We start from the raw sequence: 22,726 nt of genomic DNA, 5'->3' as shown, positions 1-22,726 counted from the left end.
ATAAGTTAAAGATAGAACAAAAAAAGCACATAGATACTGGACTCAAGTACAGGTTTAGAAGAAAAATTCAAAAATAAAAAATCAACAAAAAAGTGGTAGAAATTTTTTTTTATGCTGTCCAAAAAGATTACTTGCAAAATTAGCACTCCTTTACTAAATATTTAAAAGAGTATTTTCGGTCTTAACAGGATCTAAGAGGAAGAAATGATTATAAAAAACACTTTTAAAAAGCATCAAGGGACTATGTTAATCGGATTAGCGATTACAGCCGTAACTTTATCAAACTACGTGCATGCAAACGAACAATCAGCAATGCCACTTACATACGTCTCAAGTAAAGCGATTGAAAACAATCCTGAAGTACAAGAAGCATGGCATGCTTTTAAATCTTCTATTTATGGAGTGGATGCTGCCCGTTCAGGTTATTTACCAAGTGTTGATGTATCAGCGAGCGCAGGATATGAAAGAAGAAATTACGGTATTGAAGAAGAATATAACCGTAATACAGCCGAATTAAGCGTTACTCAAATGCTTTATGACGGTTTTAGAACATCTAATACAGTTGACCGTTTTAAACGTATTCAACTTATTAGGTACTTTGAGCTTATTTCTCAAACAGAACAAACAGCACTTGAAGCCTCGATTGCACTACTTGACGTACAAAAATTCAAAGAGTTAGTACAACTTGCAGAAGCTAATTTACAAGAGCACGAGTCTGTATACCAACAAATAGAGCAAAGCGTAGGCGCCGGTGTAGCGCGCGCAGCAGACCTAGAACAAATTAGTGGTCGTTTATCTCTAGCGCAATCTAATGTATTAACGGAGTACTCTAATTTACATGATGTAAGCGCTCGCTACTTAAGAGTTGTAGGTGAGCTACCTATGAACGATATAAAGCAAGCTGACCTTGATGAAAACAATATACCAATTTCGGTTAACCAAGCGCTAGACATCGCCTACAAAAACAGCCCTTCATTTTATGCCTCTTTGTATAATATTGAAGCGCAAAAAGCGAACGCCAAAGCACAAAAAGCGGCCTTTCATCCTAACGTAGATTTATCTGCCCGCTACGGTAGCCAAGATAGAGATGAGCTTGGTCAAAATGAAACCAGAACAGAAGCGCGAGTCGGCATAGATATTAGTTATAACTTGTATAACGGTGGTCTTGATAGCGCTAATTTAGAACAAGCTTATCAAGATATAAACATTGCAAAATATCAACGAGATCAAGCCTGTATTGATATTCGTCAAAGTCTGCAAATTGCCTACTACAACGTCACTATACTAGAGCAAAAGTTGCCAGCGCTTAATCAACACCGCGAATCATCAACTAAAGTTAAAATTGCATATAAAGATCAATTTGATATAGGCCAACGAACTCTACTAGACGTACTTGATGCCGAAAACGAATCGTTCCAATCAACACGTTCATACATAGTTGCGCTATACGACCGCCAATCGGCTATTTTAACTATGCTAAAAGAAATGGGGAAATTATTGCCAGCACTTGACGTAATGTCAGGTAAATACCCTACATTAAAAGAGCTAACTGACGATCCTATTGTGCATAACGCACAAAATATTTGTCCGAGTTACGATGTAGCAACCACCTTTAGCCGCAAGGCATTTCTACAAAAAAAAGCGAAGCAAGATAATGCCTACATGAGTGTAACCGCTATGCCAAGGTACTTAGATATACCGTTGGAAACCGACACTACACCAAGTAACTTTTTAGATGATGATGGTGACGGCGTACCAAACGAGCAAGACACTTGTCCGAGTACACCGCTGTCAACTAATGTTGATTTATCTGGCTGTACAATTTATAGCGCATCAACCTCGAATATAGAGATTGGTATCCCTTTTTCTGCTGACTCAAGCGATGTAAGGTCTCAATATATTCAAGAAATTAGTCGGCTTGCAGATTTTTTAAAAGAAAACCCAAATAAGCAGGTTGAAATACAAGGTCATGCTTCTCTAGATGGAGATCGAACATATAACCGCAAACTATCTGAAAAACGTGCGTTTGCCGTTGCTGAAATCCTAATTAAACAATTCGATATAAAACCAAAACGTGTTAAATCGTTCGGGTACGGTATTGATCAACCTCGAGTAAACGAAATATCAGTAAGAGCAAATGCTGCGAATCGACGTATCGAAGCTGTAATTACTGATAGCTAAGTCAATTAACGTTATGTAAATAACCTAAACTCGGCTTGAAATATTTAAGTCGAGTTTAGGTTTACTAGTAACAATCGTATGCAGTTCTACATAACATTGGATGGTGTATGGAATTAAACGATGTACTTGATCATGGTGGCATCCTCGTTGACTGCCTAGCAGTTTTATGTCGTCATCATGGTAAAGAGTTTTCAAGAGAAGCACTATTAAATGGACTTCCTCTAACTGATGGAAATCTTACTCCATCAGGTTTTTCGCGCGCAGCAAAGCGCATTGGCTTTAAATCAAAAGTAGTTCATAAGCCACTACAAAAAATTAATACAGCACTGCTACCTGCCATCTTAATTTTAAAAGATAACCAAGCCTGTGTTATTAATTCTATTGATTACGATAAACAGTTGGTGAGTGTAATTTACCCAGAACTTACAGAATCAGTTATCGAACAAAGCATTGATGAGTTAGCTGCTAACAGTGTAGGTTTAGTTATTTATGCTCAACCAGAGTTTGCATTTGATGAGCGAACACCTGTACTTGAAAAACTATCGAAAGACGGATGGTTTTGGGGAGTAATTAAAGAATGCCGCTCACTTTATAAAGACGTAATTATTTCGGCTGTTGCTTTGGGCTTTTTGTCGGTTGCTATGCCTTTATTTGTAATGAACGTATATGACCGCGTAGTGCCCAACCACGCAACAGAAACCTTATGGGTACTTGCCATTGGCATTTTAATAGCACTCACTGCTGACTTTGTTTTGCGCTTAGTAAGAGGCTACTTTGTAGAGCTTGCTGCCAGTAGAATAGATGTCAAAGTATCGGCTGTAATAATGGAGCGGGTATTAGGTATGAAACTAAAAAACCGCCCATCATCCGCAGGCTCCTTTGCTAGCAACATTCAATCATTTGAAGCTGTACGTAACTTTTTTAGCTCCATAACACTTGTCGCATTAGTCGACTTACCATTCGTAGTTTTGTATTTAATTGTTATTGCCATTATTGGCGTACCTCTAAGTTTACCTATTATCGCGGGCGCACTTATATTATTAGCTTACGCTATAGCCGCACACCGCAAACTTGAGGCTCTTTCAGAACAAACAATGAAAGCAAGCTCAATGCGAAATGCAGTATTAGTAGAAAGTTTAACCAACATTGAAGATGTAAAAAGTTTTCACTCAGAGTGTAAAACACAATCTGTATGGGAAAAGTCGACCATTTACATTGCGCAAGTAAACGCACAAAGCCGACTCGTTTCAAGCTCTATATCAAATACAGCATCGTGGATACAACAATGTGTAGGCGTGATAATAATGATAATAGGCGTACACCTCGTTATTGAAGGTGAGCTAACTCAAGGCGGATTAATTGCAGCCTACTTATTATCATCTCGTGCTATGGGCCCTATTGGGCAGTCAGCCGCTGTTTTAGCGCAATATCATCATGCCGCAATAGCAATGCAGTCACTAAATGAGATTATGGAAAAAGAGGTCGAGCGCCCACCTGGTAAGCATTGGTTAAGCCACCCTACTTTAAAGGGCGATATAGAATTTAAAGATGTATGTTTTAAATACTCTGACGAATCTCATAATGCACTCAACGGCGTTAGTTTTAAAATTAAAGCCGGTGAAAAAGTCGCCATTTTAGGACGTAATGGCTCAGGCAAAAGTACATTAGAAAAGCTTATTTTAGGACTATACGACCCCTGTTCAGGATCAATTTTGATGGACAATAATGATATACATCAAATTGACCCAGCTGAGCTTCGTCATAATATTGGCTATCTCCCACAAACCGTTGCTCTGTTTTATGGAACCTTGAAAGACAACCTCACCATGAGTGCTTGGCATGCCAAAGACGAGCAAATTATTGAAGCCTGTGAGCGAAGCCAATTATTTGATTTAATTAATTCGCACCCAGACGGATTTGATTTACAAGTAGGCGAGCAAGGTCGTCAATTATCAGGTGGGCAGCGCCAAGCTGTAGGTATGGCAAGAGCCATAATTAACGACCCTCCAATACTATTACTAGATGAGCCAACTTCATCACTAGATCATAATAGTGAAAGTAAAATTATTAATAATTTAAAGGGTTATTCTAAAGATAAAACCTTAATCGTGGTGACTCACCGCTCATCATTACTCGAGCTTGTTGACCGTATTATAGTTTTAGATAACGGAAAAGTAGTTGCTGATGGACCAAAACAAAAAGTAATTGCGGCGTTAAATAATAAAACCGTGGAGCAAGCCTCATGAGTGATAACAAAAAACCACTTGAACAACGCTCTTTTGAATCTGTTAGCAAAGCAATAGAAGCAAGAAAACAAGGTAAGCCATCCGTATTTAATAAACTATTTAAAGGATGGATTTCACCGCCAAATACTCAAGACTGGGTAGTAGATGCACAGTGGGAAAAAATGCAGCAGGAACCAGCAAGCGCTAGGTTACTACTTTATTTAATTTGCTTAACGTTTATATGCCTTATTGTGTGGTCTGGTTTTGCTAATTTGGATGAAGTTGCTCGTGGCGAGGGACGGGTTATTCCCTCTAATAAATTACAGCTTATTCAATCTTATGATGGTGGTATGGTCGAAAAAATAAATGTCCGAGAAGGCCAAATAGTAAACGAGGGTGATGTACTCATTAAAATAGACCCTACCCGCTTTATTTCTAGCTTTAGGGAAAATCAATCCAAGGTTGAATCGTTAAGTGCAAAAGTTGCGAGGCTCAGAGCGCTCACTCAAAAAAAGGAGCTCGTATTTAACGAAGATGTTATAAAAAATGCGCCTCAGGTGGTTCAACACGAACGCTCTCTTTATTTGAGTAACAGCCAAGAGTTGGAGCAACAGGTAAGTATTCACAAGCGCCAACTAGAGCAGCGACACCAAGATTATATTGAAGCAAAAGCGGCACTTCAGCAGCATACCAGCGCGCTACGCTTAACAAACAGGGAGCTTAAAGTGACCCGCCCATTGTTACGCACCGGTGCTATTTCGGATATAGATATTATTCGTTTAGAGCGTCAAATAGTTGATTTAAACGGTGAGATAAACAGAACCAAGGCAGTTATAAATAGGAGTCTTTCGGCCATTAACGAAGCTAAAAATAAGGTAACCGAAGTTGAGCTCGTTATGATTAACCGCTGGAACAATGAACTCTCCGAAGCGCTACTGCGATTAGATTCAATTAAAGAAACTGAATCTGGCTTAGCCGATAAAGTAACTCAAACTGAAATACGCTCTCCTGTTAAAGGCACTGTACAACGATTATTAGTTAATACTGTTGGCGGTATTTTACAGCCAGGTAGTGATGTTATGGAAATTGTCCCGCTTGACGATCAACTTGTAGTAGAGGCAAAAATCCCGCCTAAAGACATTGCATTTTTACGCCCTGGGCAATCTGCAATGATAAAATTTAGTGCCTACGACTTTGCCGTATATGGTGGCCTTGAAGCCGAAGTATTACATATAAGTGCCGATACAATTACAGATGACCGCGAGAATACCTTTTATTTGGTGCAGCTAAAAACCACCAAAAATAATTTTTCAAAAGAGCTGACTATTATTCCAGGAATGACCACTCAAGTGGATATTATTACCGGTAAAAAAACCGTACTTGAGTATATTTTAAAACCGGTTCTTAGAGCTACATCGCAAGCAATGACAGAGCGTTAAAACATTTTATAAATGGAGAAGTAATGCGCCAAAGTATTTTTATTACACAGCCTGAATTTGAATCGAAACACTGGCATACAGCGTTTCCTGGTTGTTTGATATTCACAAAAGAACCACACAGAGTCACGGCATCAAGTATTATTTGGGTTTTGGCCGGCACACCTAATTGGCTTGAGCTTGTTAAAAAGTATTCTCAGCAACGTTTACTGGTTATCGTTATGACCAACGAACTAGAAATAAATCAACTAAGAAGTGCGCTTGAAGCAGGAGCTAGGGGGTACGTAGAAGCACTCGCTACTAAAGTAATTATTGAACAAGTACTGGAGACAATTTGTGCTGGCGGAATATGGTTACCAGGGCAATTACTATCTAACTTAGTAGGAGCTTTATCAAATACACCGTTTAAATATGCGAGCAAATGCGAGCTTGATGTACTCACAAAGCGAGAACGTCAAGTAGTTGATATTGTTGTAACAGGTGCAACTAATAAGCAAGCTGCAGAATCTTTAAATATTACAGAACGCACAATTAAAGAGCATATGAGCTCTATATTTAATAAGCTAAAAGTTCGCGACCGTATTCAATTAATGTTAGTTGTAAAAGGGCATTAACCGCACCGTTAATGCCTATTACTTACTCTTTAATAACCCCATCAAAACCTAAGTTAATAAGCGTATCTATATCATCTTGGCTTGTTACACCTTGAGCCACCACTTTAATGCCAATAGAATGCGCTAACGTGCACACTCCTCGCAGAAATGTTTGGTTATCTTGGCTGTAACTAATATTGTGTCCGTAAACACTATCAACCTTAATCATTTCAAGACCAAATTCCTGAATTTTATTAATTTTAGTAAATTCAGGGCCCACACGTTTTAATGCTACCTTAGCGCCCATACATCGAGCCTGCTCACAAAAATCTTTAAATATCTCAATTTCGCTAACGGCAATACTTTCACGAATATCAAAACAAATTTTAGAGGCTAAATCAGGAAACGCCGAAAGGTACGTAAGAATCGAAGCAAGTGCAGCATCATCAAGTAGCGTTTGAGCAGATAATTCAACCGAAATCAGTTCACTTGGTGGCTCAATACTATAATGAGCCACCAACGCCTTAATTAAACCCCAATCTAAACGCGCTAATAACTTTAATCGGTTAGCCCACTGGTAGTAGTAACTAGCACGGTATACTTGCCCACCAAGCTTTAGGCTCAACCCTAATTGATTTTGCATTACCTGCCCTGTAAAGCTAGTTACTGGGTAAGTATTTATTTCTAAATTATTATTGTTGAGTGCCTCTTCTATGGCATTTTTCCAGCTAGTTGCATTATCAAACAGCTCACTTTCTTGCTTGATCTGAGCTACTTTTGCTTGTACATCAGATTGTTTACCCGATGATTTTAAAAGTTCATCCGCACGCTTTAATACATCAAATCGCGTGTCGTCTTTTTGAATATAAGTACAGCTGTGAGGTATCGCTAGCTTAACGTTTTTATACTCTTCAACAAACGATTGATGCATCAATAAAATACGTTCACTGATTGCTTGAATATCATCAATATCACTAAATAAAACGGTAAAATCGCTGTGAGAAATACGTGCAATGTAATTTTCAGAAAAGTGTTCTTGGTTGCTCTCTAAGAAGCTAACCAACATCTGTGAAAATCGACGTAGAAAGTTAACCATTTCTACTCGTCCCACTTCCTCACTTACGCGATCGAGGTTAACAACCCTAAATAAAAACAAGGCACCATGGGCATGATCTTTCGATTTTTGTAAGTGAGCCTCAAGCGTTGCACCAAAGTATTCTCTATTTGCTAAACCAGTTAGCTCATCGTGTTGCGATTTAAATCTAAGCTCTTCTAAACGTTTATTATCTTCTTTAATAATACGGCTAAAACGGGTAGATAATTGGTTCATTGATTGCACTAATCGTGCAAACTCAAAAGTGCGCGGAACGCTCGATTTAATAAAACGTTTTTCACCAAATGCATTAGCCTGATACACAACATCATCTAGTGGTTTTAATATCCTACTTAAAAAGTAAGCACTAACTATACAAGCAAAAAAAGCGACAATTAAAAAACTAAAAAATAGTTTAAGCGCACTTTCCCATAAGGCTTGCTCAGCATATTGACTATGGCTTTCTATAAACAAAGTACCAAACTGCTGCCAACCATCATTTACTTGCCCAACCCCTGGCTGTACATTTAATCCATACATTGATCTAAACCACTGCGGAGCCGTCGCTTTAAGTTCATCGGTAAACGTGCGTTTAACAATCACCTCACCATTAGGGTTTTGTAGTTCTATTCGCTTATAGTGACCGGTATCAAATGTGGCCGATACTAATAACTCAAGCTCAACGGGGTCTTTGTCTAATTGGCTGATCATTAACGCGAGTGAACTGGCGTTATCTACATTTTTTAAGTACAGCTGGGTCGAAAAATAACTTTTAGCCGAATTAGTGCTAATTAAAACACTACTTATAAAGCCTACAAAAATAACAATTAATAATGCAATCCACAGCTCTTGCCTGAGTGTTATTTTTCGTTTTTTAAGATACTTAGATAAGGAAAATGATGCCATTACCACATAACTCCTTCTTTGGTTGTCTGCTCCAAAATTTTACGCCAGCGTGAAAGTCTTGCTGTTGGGCTGGCTACACTTTTGGTTGAATTATTAGCCCATAAACCTTGGCTGTTAAAGCTAAAAACAGGGCTTAAATCTACACGTTTTGCAGCAGGTAAAACCTTTGTTATTAAACTGTCTAAAATAAGTGGCTGAGCGTTTGGTGTAGCAAAATAACCTAACACCATATGTGCTTGCGTTTTGTTAGTGCCCGCAATTTTTGCTTTTACATAAATAAGGCGTAACTTGTCGTCACTCACCCCTAGGGCTCTCAAGCTTATATACTTTGCTATTGCGTAATCTTCACAATCACCTAGGCCTCTGCCTAACGTTTCTAAAGGGGTTGCCCAATAATCATTTTGTTTCCAAAGCAAAATATCAGTTTGATAGCGTAAATTACGCGCAAAAAAATCATTAACAATAAGAATTTGTTGTTGCTCTGGTTTGTTTTGAGTTTGTACCAACATACTTTGCCAGTTACGTGCAACAGCCGCTCGCGCAGGTCCATATTTTTGACCCATCAGCTCAATAAAGGTATTAAATTGAATAGTTAGTCGGCTTGCAAGCACACCACTGGAGAGTACAAAAAACAGTAATAGGTAGCGCAAATTGGCTTTGCACCATATAAATAATTTAGGATTTAAATAAGTTGGCTTAAACGCCATTTACAGAGCCACTGTTAATATAAGTGGCAATAAAATACATCTGTTGAGCACTACGCAATCTGCTTAAAAATTAATCCTAACAACAGCATAGCACTCAATATAAGAGGATGAGATATTTTGAATAACTTTTTTAATTAACTGGGCTATTTAGTAATAAGTTACTTTTTTAACTTCGCGTGGTTTTACTTCACCTATGTATAAATCGTGCACACGCTTCATATTAAGCTCAAGCTCGGTCACGTAAGTGTCATCTACTGCGTAAGTTTTAATTATTTGTGCACCTTTAATAAGCCCCTGCACTTTACTTTCTAAGTAATCGTCTTGAGCAATTGAACCTTCCACCGTTGTTCCGGCGGTAATTTTTTGCCCATATACTTGCTCAGTAAGCTCGCGGTAAGCCTCAAGCTTAGAAGCCTTAATTGCCATAAGTTGTTTTTGCGACGCGTTAGCGCCTTTTTGCAAGCTAATAGGTGCATACCCTATCGCTTTTAAAACGGGGTAATTATTTGGCTCTACATATTTATATTCAACATGCTTATCAAAAACGCTGCTACAACCACCTAAGGTTAAACACCCAAGTGTAATAAGTAATGAAATTGCTCGCATAGCATTTAGCCCTTGTATAGTAATTAGCAGTACATATGCACGTTTAATGCCATTTATAGCATTACTAATAATTACCAAATAACATTGGTACAGTCCTTGCTCTACCTAGTTAATAGCTAACGTTTAATTGGAGTAAAAGTATGAAGTCGTTTTTATCATTGGCATTTGCAGGGTTAAGTGCAACGGCATTATTAACTTTCTCCCCTTTCACTAAAGCGCAGTGGTATGAATCAACAGGCCATGCGAACGTTCAAAATGGTGATACGAGCGCAGCTAAATCTGCCGCTATAAAAGATGCGATTACACAAGCGCTAGTGTTCTCTGGCGCACGGGTTAGCTCTGTACAAACCCTGGTAGATGGCGTGTTAATGCAAGATCAGCTAAAAATTAGCAGCCACGGCGAAATTCAAAAAATTGAACTGATCAGCGAAAATAAATACGACAATAAATTTGCGATTACATTACGACTCGATATTTTTTCTCAAACAGAGCAATGCCCACAAAATAGTTTTAATAAGTTTGTGGCCGTTACACAAAGCCAACTTGTTCATCGTGAACACGCCAAAATGGGTCAAATATTTGACGTAAGCAAAGCGATTAGCAAAAATATTTTTACTTCCCTGCAAAAATCAAAAATGAGCGCAGTACCTATTGCTTACTATAATAATGCAATAAGCGTTGATAAATACTTTTCGCAGCAGCACGACTATTCAAACGCTCAATTAGAAGAAATATCTTCGCGCAGTAACGCTCAATATGTTCTGCTTAGCCAAATAACCAGCCTTTCGACTAGCGACAAACTCAATAACGATTATGCATTTTGGCAAGACGAGGCGTATGAGCGCAGTTACAACATTGAGTTTGCACTGTTTGATGGCACTACCTATGAGCAACTTTGGCAAAATAGTTACCATACTCAAGCAATTTGGCCATTTGAAAAAACAACCATAGTTGATGTTAATAGTGATAGGTTTTGGCAATCACCTTATGGGCAAAGCATAACCGATATCAACCAAGCTGTAAGTTATGACATTCAAGCAGCCATGGCGTGTTTACCTACTCAAGGTAAAATAATGCATATGGAAAATAGCAAAATCGTTATTAACTTAGGTAAAGCTCATGGGTTAAAAAAAGGCCAAATGCTAAGCATTGCACACCATAACTATTTAACCGACGCGGCAGGTAATGTTATGCCACACACCATCACCACGCTTAATAAAATTCGCGTTGAGCAGCTTTATCAGCAAACTGCAGTAGCTGTCAGTATTGATGACAAACCACTACCTGGCGTGCAAATTAACGATGTTGTAGAAATAATCAGCCAAAACCTTTAAATATTTAATTAACTTTTTTAGTTAATTTAGCTTTTAAATTAGGGTGAGCCGATAACCACTCGCCCAATTGTTCTACACCAGATAAATGCGGATAATGCTTTCTGCATGCAAACACCACATTACGCTGCTGATTAGGGAATATAGGCAAGTAATCAATCCCTACACGGTCGGTACATGCCAACTTTGGTACAAATGTAATACCGTCATCCATAGCCACTAACGCTAATAATGTTTCTAAACTATTACCTTTATACTGGTTAGATACATCGACCCCTGCAGAAAAACAAAACTTTTGGGCTTGATCTTTAAAGCAATGGCCATCACTTAACATTAATAGGCTGCATCCTTGAAGATCGCTCAGCGCTACTTTTTTATGCTTAGACAGCGCGTTATCGTGTGATACCGCCACTAAAAAATCTTCTTTGTATAAAGCAACCGTATGGTAATTAATAAGCTCTGGCACATCGGCTAAAATAGCAAAGTCGAGTTCACCCTTGTTTAAAGCTTCTAAAATTGTTGCTGTTTGCATCTCAATAAACGAAAACTGGCTATCAATAAATGCCGCTTTCATCGATGTTAGTAACGCAGGCAACAAGTAAGGCGCAATGGTAGGAATAATACCAATAGTTAATTTACCTTGTAGAGGCTCGTTAGAAGTAGCAGCAAGTTCTTTGAGTATTTGCGTTTGTTCTAAAATAATCTCTATTTGCGTCAACAAACGTTCACCTTTTGCTGTTAAGGTAACTTGTTTGGTTGAGCGATCAAACAAAGTAACGCCAAGCTCATTTTCGAGTTTTTTTACTTGACCACTTAATGTAGGCTGACTAACAAAACATGCATCGGCAGCTTTGCGAAAATGTTTATATTGCGCTATTGCTTTTACATATTCAAAATCTTTTAAGTTCATATTCAGCTCTACGTGATAGTTTATAACTATCAGTTTAATACAAATAAACGATTGGAACTATATTTAATTATTCACCATAATGGCTATCAACAAATCAAGAGGAACAAAAATTATGTTAAACAATATCGAAGGTCAAACAATCCCAAGTGTTACATTTGCAACTCGTCAAAATAACGATTGGAAATCAGTAACAACAGATGACATTTTTAAAGGTAAAACTGTTGTAGTGTTTTCACTACCAGGTGCATTCACACCAACATGTTCATCAACTCACTTACCACGTTACAACGAATTAGCAGGCGTACTTAAGCAAAACGGCGTTGACGAAATTGTATGTTTATCAGTAAACGATACCTTTGTAATGAACGCATGGGCTGAGCATCAAGAAGCGCAAAACATTACTTTATTACCAGACGGCAACGGCGAATTTACTGACGGCATGGGCATGTTAGTAGACAAGAACGACCTAGGCTTTGGTAAGCGCAGCTGGAGATACTCTATGCTTGTTAAAGATGGCGTGATTGACAAAATGTTTATCGAACCAGATTTACCAGGTGACCCGTTTGAAGTATCTGACGCAGACACAATGCTTGATTACATCAACCCTAAGCAAGCTAAACCAGAACCAGTAAGCATCTTTACCAAACCTGGCTGTCCTTTCTGTAAAAAAGCAAAAGAGCTTCTTGCAGAAAAAGGCTTCGCATATGAAGAGATTGTTATGGGTGCAGGCGCATCACTAACAAGCCTAAAAGCTGTATCTGGTCGTGACACTGTTCCACAAATATTCATTGGTGGTAAACACATCGGTGGTTCAGACGACTTAGAAAAATACTTTGCTTAATTAATAAGTAAATTAAATACCTAACGTTAGTAGGTAAAAAATAGGGGCTTTTATGCCCCTATTTATTAGAGGAAAAAATACTATGAAAGAATTGCAAACCGATGTTGTTGTTATAGGCGCAGGCACTGCTGGTTTAAGTGCTTATCGTAATGCTAAACAGTTCACACAAAATGTATTAATGATCGAATCAGGCCCATACGGCACCACATGTGCACGTGTTGGTTGTATGCCAAGCAAGTTATTGATTGCAGCCGCAGAAGCTGCACACGCAATTGAAATGGCTCCTGCATTTGGTGTTCATAGCTCAAAGCCAGTCATTGATGGCAAAGCAGTTATGGCACGCGTTAAAAGTGAACGAGATCGTTTTGCAGGATTCGTAGTAGAAGCCGTAGATGAATTACCAGATGGTGATAAAATTCGTGGTTACGCTAAATTTTTAGACACAAACCGCATACAAATAGACGACCACACAATTATTACAGCAAAACGCTTTGTAATTGCCACCGGTTCACGCCCTTCGTACCCTGGCGTATTTAATAACTTTGGCGACAAACTTATTATAAACGACGACGTATTTGATTGGGATGACCTACCAGAATCAGTCGCTGTATTTGGCCCTGGTGTAATAGGTCTTGAAATTGGCCAAGCACTTAGCCGACTAGGCGTAAATGTAAAACTATTTGGTGTAGGCGGCGCAATTGGCCCACTTACAGATCCAGTAGTAAAAGACTATGCAAATACTGTTTTTGCTGAAGAATTTTTTGTAGATACCGACTCAAACGTATCTGACATGATGCAAGTTGGCGACAAAGCACAGCTAACTTACACCGACAAACAAGGTGAAAAACACACCGAACAGTTTGACTACGTACTTGCAGCCACAGGCCGAGTACCTAACGTAGATAAACTAGGCCTTGAAAACACCGGCATTGAACTTGATGAACGCGGCGTACCGCACGCAGACACACATACAATGCAGTGTGGTGAATCGAACATATTTATAGCAGGCGATGCGAGTAACATGCTCCCATTGTTACACGAAGCATCAGACCAAGGTGCTATTGCAGGTCAAAATGCCGGGCGCTTCCCAGATGTGCGTATAGGTCTGCGCAGAGCTAAAATTGCAGCTGTATTTAGCGACCCACAAATAGCAATGGTAGGCGAAAGCTACAAGCAAATTACCGACCGTTTAGGCCCATGTGGTTGTTTTGAAGTAGGCGAAGTCAGCTTTGAAAACCAAGGCCGTAGTCGAGTAATGCTTAAAAACAAAGGTCATATGCGTGTATATGCAGAGCAAGGCACAGGCTTATTTTTAGGTGCTGAGTTTATTGGCCCACAAGCCGAACACATCGCTCACTTACTAGCATGGGCTGTACAAAACAAAATGACCGTACCAGAAATGCTTGATATGCCATTTTACCACCCAGTAATTGAAGAAGGGTTACGTACCGCCCTTCGCGACTTAAATGCCAAACTTAAATTTGGCCCAGACATTGTAAATTCATGTATGGAATGTGGTCCAGGCGCATAACCTATTTACTACACATACAAACTTGCTAAGTAAAAGCCAAAACTAACGTTTTGGCTTTTTTTTATAATTTTTTTAAGCTGACCTCTCAAAAAAAAATTTAGCTGTTACACTTAATTGATAATTCAATTAAAAAGATGGAATAGCTATGCCCAATAATAAATTTAGACTAGTCACTCGCAGCGATTTTGATGGCTTAGTTTGTGCCGTATTGCTTAAAGACTTAGACCTAATTGACGATATTTTGTTTGTTCATCCAAAAGACATGCAAGATGGCAAAATAGACATTACCGAAAACGACATTACCACCAACCTCCCCTACGTTGCAGGTTGTCACATCGCATTCGATCATCACCTTAGCGAAACCGTTCGTAACTCAAGCGACATAAAAAATCATATTATTGATCCAGAAGCCCCATCAGCAGCTCGCGTAGTTTATGACTATTATGGCGGCGCTGAAAAACTTCCAAATATTTCTGTTGAAATGATGGACGCGGTAGATAAAGGCGATGCTGCTCAGTTTTCAAAAGACGAAATATTAAACCCAACCGACTGGGTCTTAATGAACTTTATTATGGATGCGCGAACTGGACTTGGCCGTTTTCGCGAGTTTAAAATTTCAAATTACCAATTAATGATGAAACTGATTGATGCGTGTAAAGATCAGAGCATCGAAAAAATCCTACAAATGGAAGACGTAGCCGAACGTGTTGCTTTATATAACGAGCATAACGAAAAAGCCAAAGAGCAAATTTCTCAATGCGCTACCGTCCATAAAAACTTAGTGGTTCTTGATTTAACTCAAGAAGAAACTATTTACGCCACAAACCGATTTGTTATTTATGCAATGTACCCCGACTGCAATATTTCGATTCATAAAATGTGGGGCCTTAAAAAACAAAACGTAGTGTATGCCGTTGGCAAATCAATCACTAACCGCAGCTCAAACACGAATGTTGGCGAACTGTGCCTTAAATACGGCGGTGGTGGTCATTTAAATGCAGGTACTTGCCAAGTAGAAACAAGTAAATCTGAAGCCGTACTTAGTGAGCTAATCGATACGATTACAAGTGATGGCTAATATTAACTTACAATAACCAGAGTCATATAATAGCTCTGGTTATTTTATTTTAGTAGAGTGAGTTTTAATCGCTCTCTTTTTCATATAAATTTCTGTAATAATAAAAGAAATAATGACCTCATGTTAGATACTAAAAACTTCGAAAAAACACTTTATCAAGATACCAAAAAAGCGTTTAAAAACATTATACAAAAATACGGTAACGATCTTTATGTAATGGGCTTTTACCACACAGGTAGCTACTCACTACTTCCAATGTTTAATACCTTATCGGATTTAAAAAAAGTATTTGAAGAAGAGTACGGCAATGATATAAGTAGTTTCTACATGGCTAAATGGAATCCAGAAGACTACCCCACGCTTGAGGATTATTCCGAATACTTTGATGAAACAACTCTAGAGTGTCAAAAACTAGAAAACAGCATTGATTTGTTTCAATCAGATATAGAAGCAATGGATAATTGGCATCAATGGCTTACAACCATGGAGAAAGTGCTCATACAATTAGATACCGAAGGAATATTTTCAAATGGTATCGAACGCGAAAAAATTACTTTAGCAATACTCGCCTATGATGAAGAAGAAAGTATTCAATTTAAAAGAATCAAACGACTTAACCCACCAACTGTTCTAGCACAAATTCAAACTGACTTTGAAGCCATGATTACAGAGCGTGAAAAATGCGAGCAAGAAGCTTTAAACGCCTTCAATTAAAAAGTGCAACACTACTACATATACGCTATACACAAAGTATAAGGTAGGGAGGTTAAAATATAACTCATTGATTTAATTGGTAGCCCCTGCAAGAATCGAACTTGCAACTGCCCCTTAGGAGGGGGCCGTTATATCCATTTAACTAAGAGGCCACAAATAAGCTGTGTGCTTAGAAGTGTGAATTATAACGGCATCTGGTTTTTTATATCAAGCGACAACTGAACTTAATTGCTTGATAAGTATATATCTTCTTTATTTAGTACATATATTGGTATTAGTTTTCGACTACTCGCGACGATTTTTTTTGTATGCGCGTTAATTACACGTGTATTTACAACAACAGCATCACTGCGATAAATTAATGTACCCGCTAATACATGGCTCGCCATTTGCTCTTCGCTGAGCTTTTCAATATCACGCGAAAAAGCAAAATCACCACGGCTATTTACATCTATTGTTTGAGTGGTTTTAAAATCAACCACGCCATAACCAAACTTTTGTAACTGATGAATTAACGTCTCAGATATTTGATTACCCAATTGATTGCTTTTAGTAAGCGATGAATCAAGATCGACCAAGGTAGTAACGGCAATATTAATATTGGTGTCGGTATCACTTTCAAATTCAAGCGTATCAACCAAATCAAGTGCCATTTGCTCTACATAGTTAGCAAGTGTTTTATGGTGCTTAAGTGGTGTGAACTGCTGAGATGGACCGTATTCAACTTGCGATTGTATTGCTTGATTACTATAAGCAATATTAAGCTGATCATTACCACCGTTTACTGTGTAATCTGTTCGTGTTGTGTTTTCGTTATGCTCATTATTATGCGTCATTGAGCAGCCTGTTAACCCAATTAAAGTAGTAAATCCAACGATAGTAATTAGTATATACGACATAGTTAGCCTCACTTGCTTGCTTGCTTAAGCATTATGCCATCAGTGCGGTAGTTACTATTAAGTGCATCAACAACTGACTGCGGAATAAAACCTTGCGCAGTGCCTACTACGGCTTTGCTTTGCAGCCCAATAATACGTGCATTTACAAGGACTCCTCCTTGACTACTCACTAATGTGCCAGCGAGTACGTATTTAAAGTTTTGATCTTGGTTAAGCTCTAAATAATCTCGACTAAATACAAAGTCTCCTTCAGGTGTAACACGCATGTAGTCGGTTGTTTTAAAGTCAATAACGGGTATGCCAAAATTATGTAGCTCGTGCATAAAACTTTCTGATATTTGATTACCCAGTAAACTACTGTCATTAAAATCATCATCTAAAAATACAAAACTTGAAACAGCTAATGGTGTTTTTCCATTAACATATTGCAGATTTTCAACCATGTCTTGCATTATCCCGCGTACATAATGGTTTATGTTCTTTCGCATTGGCGGAGTCGGCTTAGTATGACTATTTTTTTGAGCAAAGTCCGATTGAAATAAACGGTCATTGGATACTGGATCTGCAACATCACGCTGATTATTAACGAGTTGCGTTGTTTGGTTATTATTTTGAACCTGGGTCTCATCCGTACCTGTATTCATACCATTTAGTATATGCGAACAGCCAAAGCCCAAAGGTAAACAGAGGGTAATTAATAGATTTCTCATTTTGTGCTCCTGGTTAGTATTCGCTGCGGTATAAGTAGCCATCGCGTTGCTGTATTTTTTCATTACCCCACATCACATTAATTGGGATCTCGGTACTTCCCGCAGAGAGCACCTGTTTATTTTCTATATTCACAAGCCGTGCATTAACTATGTATGCATGCTGCTGGCGAGTCACTGTTCCTGTGATAACTAAGTCAATATTTTGGCGATTACGTAATTTACTTAAATCGCGACTTAAAATACTGTCTGAGTTTTCTGATAAATAGAGGTTATTCCCAAGTCTGTACTCAACCGTGTGATAACCTAGTTGCGTAAATTGTGTAAGCAGACTTTCTTGGATCTGCTGACTTAAGCCTGAGGCTTGCCCTGTCACTAATTTTGTATCTAGTGCATCTGCATAAAAGAAGCTACTAACGCCAACACGTGCATTAGCATTTAATGCTCCATTTAGGTGGTTAAGTTGCGACGTTAAATTAACTACATAGTCATCAACAGTAAAAGGAGCCATGGCCGCTTTAGGTGCATCTGTAGGCACACTTGGTTCTGGCGGTGGCACCAAGTTACAAGCAGCTAAATTTAAAAATAATAAAGGCAGTAAAAGGCGCATAATTGCCATCCTCTTCAAAACATACTGAGGATGAAGCAATTTGTATGCCTATATCGTACTTCTGTAAGGTTGTTGAACATAATAGCTAACAAAACATGCTACTTGTTGCTTTATAAGAGCTAAATAATCATTTTTCGCATCCGCTGAATTGCTATAAGCACCTAACTTCAATCGATAAAAAGTTGTGTTATTAACACTTACGGTTTCTACATTTATCTCAGTGGATAAGATGATATTTTGTGGTATTTTTTTTTGGAATTCGCTGAGCTTCTTTTGCAATGCATTTTTATTTTTAAAAGCGGCAATTTGCAAAGCAAACAATGCCGAGTCGGTTTTTAATATACTTTCGTTATTAACTACATCATTTACACGAGTATTTAGAACATCAGACTCATTTAGTTGTTTTAGGTTAGTAGCAAGCTGCGTTAATTTATTTTCTAACTTGAGTAGCTGCTCTACTTTTGGTTGAGAGCTTTCCCATTGTGCCGCAGAGCTTTTGAGCAGCTCCAAATCAGACTTTTCAATAAGAATCGGTTGCGGGGTTGCTTGAGCCATTTTAACTTGTTGAGATGAGTTACATGCAGATAAAACAAGTACACCCATTAGCATCATGCATTCTAAGCTCCGTTTTAAAAGCATTTTCCTTCCCTGAAATGACGTTGTTTTATGGGGTCATATACCCCCTAAACGCATTTAATTATGAAGGGTGTATTTTATGGATAAACAGATTTTAAGCAAGTTTCTATTTTAACTACAGCTTTACTGGCTTATCAGTGTAGTTACTTACTATGCAATCGAGTTTATATAACTTGAATACGTCACAGTCTGCTTTTGCATTTTTAAAGTTTTGGTAAGAACCAAGCTTTAGCCTGTAAAACATTTTGTCGTTTATTTGGGCGGTTTCTACGTTAGTCAATATTTTGTCTCTAAACAACGGTGCTGCTTTAGTATTTAGCTCTTGCCATGCTTTAGCCACACCTTGCTCTGAGTCAACCGAAGCTACCTGTAAAGCAAATACATGTTTAGGTTTATTTAATTTTACAGTTTGTTTTTTATTACTGTAATTTTGTTTAACTTGTTGGCGTGACTTAACATTACGTGTGTTTCGAGGTGAGCGTACAGACTTGCTGCTATACCCTTGATTAGACTGCGCAATAGCTTTGCTGTTTATAATATCGATATGATTTACGAGGTAAGTTATTTCTTTTTCTAATCTTAAAATTCGCTCGATGCCTTCACGAGCTTGTTGCCACTGCATTGCGGCATCTTTTAGCTGAGCAAGTTCAAGGGCTGTAATTGATACGTAGTCAGGCGAGTTACTTTGAGGTTGTTCATCAATGGTTTTTATTTCAGGCGAGACGCTGCATGCTGTACTAAATAAAAGCATTAGCAAGCTAAGTAAAAGCCCAATGTTATTTTTTTTATATATAAACATGTATTAGTTGTCCTGAAAGCAGTGTTTTTACACTACATTTCAGTTAAACATTCTCACAAGAAAGCGTTTAACTTTATTTAAGCTGTGAGCTATAAAACTTAGCTCTTCGCATGCTTGTCAGTATTTCGTAAAACACAACGTTGCATACTCCACCCCTTCCTTGAGAGCATTATTTAATACAAATTCAATGCCAATTAACACAAACTTTACAACATAAATAACAATATGTCTGTAATGACTTAAAAAGTTTTATTTTAGAGCTATTCCTTTCCTTACTTCTATCCTGATAAAACTCATAAAAAAAGGCGCCGATATAGGCGCCTTTCATGTTTTACGTTAACTGTTAAATCAGTTTTTTAATAAATGATTTTAATTCATCGGCAAATTCATCGCGACGAAGTGCAAACTCAATCGTTGCTTTTAAGTAACCAATTTTACTTCCACAATCGTGGCTACGGCCTTTTATAGCGTATGCATCTACTTTTTCGTGTTCCATTAACATCGCAATTGCGTCAGTTAATTGAATTTCGTCGCCTGCACCTTGCGGAGTTTTTGCAAGTAACGGCCAGATATTTTCGCTTAATACGTATCGACCCACTACAGCTAAGTTTGATGGAGCTTCATCTACTGGCGGCTTTTCTACCATATTAAGAATTGGTGAGCTTTCACCTTGCTTTAAGTCAACATCACCTAAATCAACCACACCAAACTGGTTAACTTGTGCCATTGGTACTGGTTCTACCATAATTTGGCTGTGCTTGGTTTTCTCAAAATTAGCGATCATTTCTGCTAAGTTATCTTTTTTAAGATCGCTCTCTACATCATCAATAATTACATCTGGTAAAATAACTACAAACGGTTCGTTACCAATAATAGGCGCTGCACAACTAATAGCATGGCCTAAGCCTTTTGCTTCACCTTGGCGTACGTGAATAATGGTTACGTCTTTAGGGCAGATTGCTTGCACTTCGGCAAGTAGTTGCCGCTTAACACGCTTTTCTAAAGTAGCTTCTAGTTCAAAGCTTGTATCGAAGTGATTTTCGATTGAATTTTTACTTGAGTGCGTTACTAACACTATTTCTTTAATTCCTGCAGCAACGGCTTCGTTTACTACATATTGAATTAAAGGACGGTCTACCACTGGCAGCATTTCTTTAGGAATTGCTTTAGTGGCTGGTAACATACGAGTACCAAGGCCCGCTACTGGGATCACTGCTTTCATTTTATGTTTTCCTTAATCTTTTATTATACTGAAAATGGATATTGAATCGCTTCATGGCATTGATAGCCTGTTACTTCAAAGTCGTCTCGTGTTACCCACGTTTCTATGTCTTCTAATGATTTAATTTTTGGATTAATTTTTAACTGAGGTGATTCAAATGGCTCACGCGTTAACTGCACGTCTCGCATCAGTTCAAGTTGGTTTTCGTAAATATGTGCATTAGCAATTTTATGATACGCCTTACCCGCTTTATGGCCGGTAATTTGAGCCACTAACGCAAGCAACACAAAACACTGAATTTGATTGAAATTAAGGCCAAGCGGTACATCACAGCTTCGCTGGTATGACGTTAAGTATAGCGTATCGCCAAGTAGTGAAAAAGTGTGCGTATGCATACACGGGCGCAAACAACCAAGCTCAAACTCACCTGGATTATAAAACGTGATTATTTCACCACGGTCATCAATGCCATTTTTTAAGTTATTAATAACTTTGGAAAGCTGATCAAGCGTTGAGCCATCTGGACGTTGCCAACCACGGCCTTGTACGCCATAAACACGCCCCATGTCATCCTCACCTTTACGGTTAGGGTTATTGAGCCATGCGTTGTTATCGTTCGCGTTGGCATCCCATGTTTTACAGCCAATTTCACGAAACTGCTCAGCGCTGTCGTAACCACGTAAATATCCTAGTAACTCAGCAATCGCTGCTTTGTAGTAACTTTTTCGCGTAGTGATCATTGGAAACTTATTATTAGCCACATCGTATTCTAAATCGGCATTAATAACGGTTAAACAACGCGTACCTGTACGTTTGTTTTCGACCCACTGACCTTCGTCAACAATACGCTGACATAATTTTAAATATTGTTTCATGCTTTTCTTATTATGCCTTAGCTGTTTTAACGTGTTGTGGTTGCTTATATGCCCAAATTAATAAACCTAAACCACCCACTATCATAGGAAGTGAAAGTATTTGTCCCATTGAAATAAAGTCGGCAAATAAACCTAGTTGTGCATCGGGTTGGCGAAAATATTCAATACAGAATCTAAACACGCCGTAACCTAATAAAAATACACCGGCTACGCTGCCTGCTGGACGTGGTTTTTTAATAAACCATTGCAGGATTAAAAACAGCACTAAGCCTTCAAAAAATGCTTCGTATAATTGCGATGGGTGACGCGCAAGCGGACCGCCCGTTGGAAATACCATTGCCCATGGCACGTCGGTAACTCGGCCCCATAACTCACCGTTTATAAAGTTACCAATACGCCCTGCTAAAAGCCCTACAGGAACAAGTGGTGCAACAAAGTCGCCTACTTGAAGCAGTGACTTTTTACGCGTCCACGAAAAAATTGCGACGGCGGTTATAACGCCAAGTGTGCCACCATGGAACGACATACCGCCCTGATCTATCCTAAATAAATACAGTGGGTTTTCTATAAAATAACTAAACTGGTAAAACAATACGTAGCCAATACGCCCACCTAGTATTACCCCTAACATGCCGTAAAACAGTAAATCGCTTACTTGGTCTTTAGTCCAACCCGAATTTGGCTTTGACGCTTGACGATTAGCAAACCACATCGCAAATGCAAAACCTATTAAGTACATTAAGCCATACCAACGTACGCTTAGCGGTCCAACAGAAAAAATAATTGGATCAATTTGAGGAAACTCAAGTGCCATAAAAAATAAACC

At 38.5% G+C, this 22,726-nt stretch carries 21 protein-coding genes and 1 tRNA gene; 9 read left to right on the top strand and 13 right to left on the bottom strand.

Going from position 1 to position 22,726, the window contains the following annotated elements:
* The first annotated feature begins 204 nt into the window (after positions 1-204).
* The 4 genes from I6F42_RS09935 to I6F42_RS09920 all read left to right on the top strand — a co-directional run bounded on the left by I6F42_RS09935 (position 205) and on the right by I6F42_RS09920 (position 6,456).
* Entirely contained in the window at positions 205-2,181 is a 1,977-nt protein-coding gene (locus tag I6F42_RS09935; RefSeq protein ID WP_197152016.1) for a TolC family outer membrane protein, read from the top strand.
* 107 nt (positions 2,182-2,288) lie between these two features.
* A complete protein-coding gene (locus tag I6F42_RS09930; RefSeq protein ID WP_197152014.1) occupies positions 2,289-4,427 on the top strand; it encodes a type I secretion system permease/ATPase in 2,139 nt (712 codons plus the stop codon).
* Positions 4,424-5,845, top strand: a complete 1,422-nt coding sequence (locus I6F42_RS09925; RefSeq protein ID WP_024608819.1) for an HlyD family type I secretion periplasmic adaptor subunit — start codon at positions 4,424-4,426, stop codon at positions 5,843-5,845. Before I6F42_RS09930 ends, I6F42_RS09925 begins: the two co-directional genes overlap by 4 nt.
* 23 nt (positions 5,846-5,868) lie before the next feature.
* The gene (locus tag I6F42_RS09920) at positions 5,869-6,456 is read left to right on the top strand and encodes a response regulator transcription factor (protein ID WP_197152011.1); all 588 of its coding nucleotides are present in this window, start codon (positions 5,869-5,871) and stop codon (positions 6,454-6,456) included.
* A gap of 22 nt (positions 6,457-6,478) precedes the next feature.
* On the opposite strand, the gene I6F42_RS09915 is transcribed toward I6F42_RS09920, so the two are convergent.
* From I6F42_RS09915 to I6F42_RS09905, 3 genes are all read right to left on the bottom strand, one after another.
* The gene (locus I6F42_RS09915; protein ID WP_197152009.1) at positions 6,479-8,434 is read right to left on the bottom strand and encodes a LapD/MoxY N-terminal periplasmic domain-containing protein; all 1,956 of its coding nucleotides are present in this window, start codon (positions 8,432-8,434) and stop codon (positions 6,479-6,481) included.
* The gene (locus tag I6F42_RS09910; protein WP_007583156.1) at positions 8,434-9,141 is read right to left on the bottom strand and encodes a transglutaminase-like cysteine peptidase; all 708 of its coding nucleotides are present in this window, start codon (positions 9,139-9,141) and stop codon (positions 8,434-8,436) included. Before I6F42_RS09910 ends, I6F42_RS09915 begins: the two co-directional genes overlap by 1 nt.
* Before the next feature lie 147 nt (positions 9,142-9,288).
* Positions 9,289-9,747, bottom strand: a complete 459-nt coding sequence (locus tag I6F42_RS09905; RefSeq protein ID WP_008168853.1) for an LPP20 family lipoprotein — start codon at positions 9,745-9,747, stop codon at positions 9,289-9,291.
* 140 nt (positions 9,748-9,887) lie between these two features.
* Between I6F42_RS09905 and I6F42_RS09900 the strand changes: the two genes are divergently transcribed.
* Positions 9,888-11,081, top strand: coding sequence for a flagellar assembly protein FlgT (locus I6F42_RS09900; RefSeq protein ID WP_197152007.1), 1,194 nt, complete (start codon positions 9,888-9,890; stop codon positions 11,079-11,081).
* Positions 11,082-11,085: 4 nt separating this feature from the next.
* On the opposite strand, the gene I6F42_RS09895 is transcribed toward I6F42_RS09900, so the two are convergent.
* Positions 11,086-11,988 (bottom strand): LysR substrate-binding domain-containing protein, encoded by a 903-nt coding sequence (locus I6F42_RS09895; RefSeq protein ID WP_024589976.1) that lies wholly within the window; start codon positions 11,986-11,988, stop codon positions 11,086-11,088.
* A 112-nt stretch (positions 11,989-12,100) separates the two neighbouring features.
* On the opposite strand from I6F42_RS09895, the gene I6F42_RS09890 reads away from it, so the two are divergent.
* The 4 genes from I6F42_RS09890 (at position 12,101) to I6F42_RS09875 (ending at position 16,152) form a co-directional block, all read left to right on the top strand.
* Complete coding sequence (locus I6F42_RS09890; RefSeq protein WP_010553231.1) at positions 12,101-12,829, top strand: glutathione peroxidase; 729 nt, start codon at positions 12,101-12,103, stop codon at positions 12,827-12,829.
* Positions 12,830-12,911: 82 nt separating this feature from the next.
* Positions 12,912-14,360 carry a dihydrolipoyl dehydrogenase gene (locus I6F42_RS09885; RefSeq protein ID WP_007583146.1) on the top strand — a complete coding sequence of 483 codons (1,449 nt, stop codon included), beginning with the start codon at positions 12,912-12,914 and terminating at the stop codon, positions 14,358-14,360.
* Between the two features lie 145 nt (positions 14,361-14,505).
* On the top strand, positions 14,506-15,438 hold the full coding sequence (locus I6F42_RS09880; RefSeq protein WP_197152005.1) for an exopolyphosphatase: 933 nt from the start codon (positions 14,506-14,508) through the stop codon (positions 15,436-15,438).
* 120 nt (positions 15,439-15,558) lie between these two features.
* Positions 15,559-16,152 carry a DUF4303 domain-containing protein gene (locus I6F42_RS09875; RefSeq protein WP_197152004.1) on the top strand — a complete coding sequence of 198 codons (594 nt, stop codon included), beginning with the start codon at positions 15,559-15,561 and terminating at the stop codon, positions 16,150-16,152.
* Between the two features lie 77 nt (positions 16,153-16,229).
* Here I6F42_RS09875 and I6F42_RS09870 read toward each other — a convergent pair.
* The 9 genes from I6F42_RS09870 to lgt all read right to left on the bottom strand — a co-directional run bounded on the left by I6F42_RS09870 (position 16,230) and on the right by lgt (position 22,714).
* A tRNA-Arg gene (locus I6F42_RS09870) sits at positions 16,230-16,304 on the bottom strand.
* Positions 16,305-16,376: 72 nt separating this feature from the next.
* On the bottom strand, positions 16,377-17,051 hold the full coding sequence (locus I6F42_RS09865) for a FlgO family outer membrane protein (protein WP_197152003.1): 675 nt from the start codon (positions 17,049-17,051) through the stop codon (positions 16,377-16,379).
* 8 nt (positions 17,052-17,059) lie between these two features.
* Entirely contained in the window at positions 17,060-17,761 is a 702-nt protein-coding gene (locus tag I6F42_RS09860) for a FlgO family outer membrane protein (RefSeq protein ID WP_010553226.1), read from the bottom strand.
* A 13-nt stretch (positions 17,762-17,774) separates the two neighbouring features.
* The gene (locus I6F42_RS09855; protein ID WP_121953499.1) at positions 17,775-18,368 is read right to left on the bottom strand and encodes a FlgO family outer membrane protein; all 594 of its coding nucleotides are present in this window, start codon (positions 18,366-18,368) and stop codon (positions 17,775-17,777) included.
* A 48-nt stretch (positions 18,369-18,416) separates the two neighbouring features.
* Positions 18,417-18,923 carry an SPOR domain-containing protein gene (locus tag I6F42_RS09850; RefSeq protein ID WP_197152002.1) on the bottom strand — a complete coding sequence of 169 codons (507 nt, stop codon included), beginning with the start codon at positions 18,921-18,923 and terminating at the stop codon, positions 18,417-18,419.
* Between the two features lie 196 nt (positions 18,924-19,119).
* Positions 19,120-19,803, bottom strand: a complete 684-nt coding sequence (locus I6F42_RS09845; protein ID WP_197152001.1) for an SPOR domain-containing protein — start codon at positions 19,801-19,803, stop codon at positions 19,120-19,122.
* 343 nt (positions 19,804-20,146) lie between these two features.
* The gene (gene galU, locus I6F42_RS09840; protein ID WP_007583126.1) at positions 20,147-21,025 is read right to left on the bottom strand and encodes a UTP--glucose-1-phosphate uridylyltransferase GalU; all 879 of its coding nucleotides are present in this window, start codon (positions 21,023-21,025) and stop codon (positions 20,147-20,149) included.
* A gap of 23 nt (positions 21,026-21,048) precedes the next feature.
* A complete protein-coding gene (locus I6F42_RS09835; protein WP_007583124.1) occupies positions 21,049-21,900 on the bottom strand; it encodes a thymidylate synthase in 852 nt (283 codons plus the stop codon).
* 10 nt (positions 21,901-21,910) lie between these two features.
* Positions 21,911-22,714 (bottom strand): prolipoprotein diacylglyceryl transferase, encoded by an 804-nt coding sequence (gene lgt, locus I6F42_RS09830; protein ID WP_007583122.1) that lies wholly within the window; start codon positions 22,712-22,714, stop codon positions 21,911-21,913.
* Positions 22,715-22,726 lie beyond the last annotated feature (12 nt).

It is taken from the genome of Pseudoalteromonas sp. SWYJZ12, assembly GCF_015864395.1.
GTDB lineage: Bacteria > Pseudomonadota > Gammaproteobacteria > Enterobacterales > Alteromonadaceae > Pseudoalteromonas > Pseudoalteromonas arctica.
This window is presented reverse-complemented; position numbering and strand designations above follow the sequence as displayed.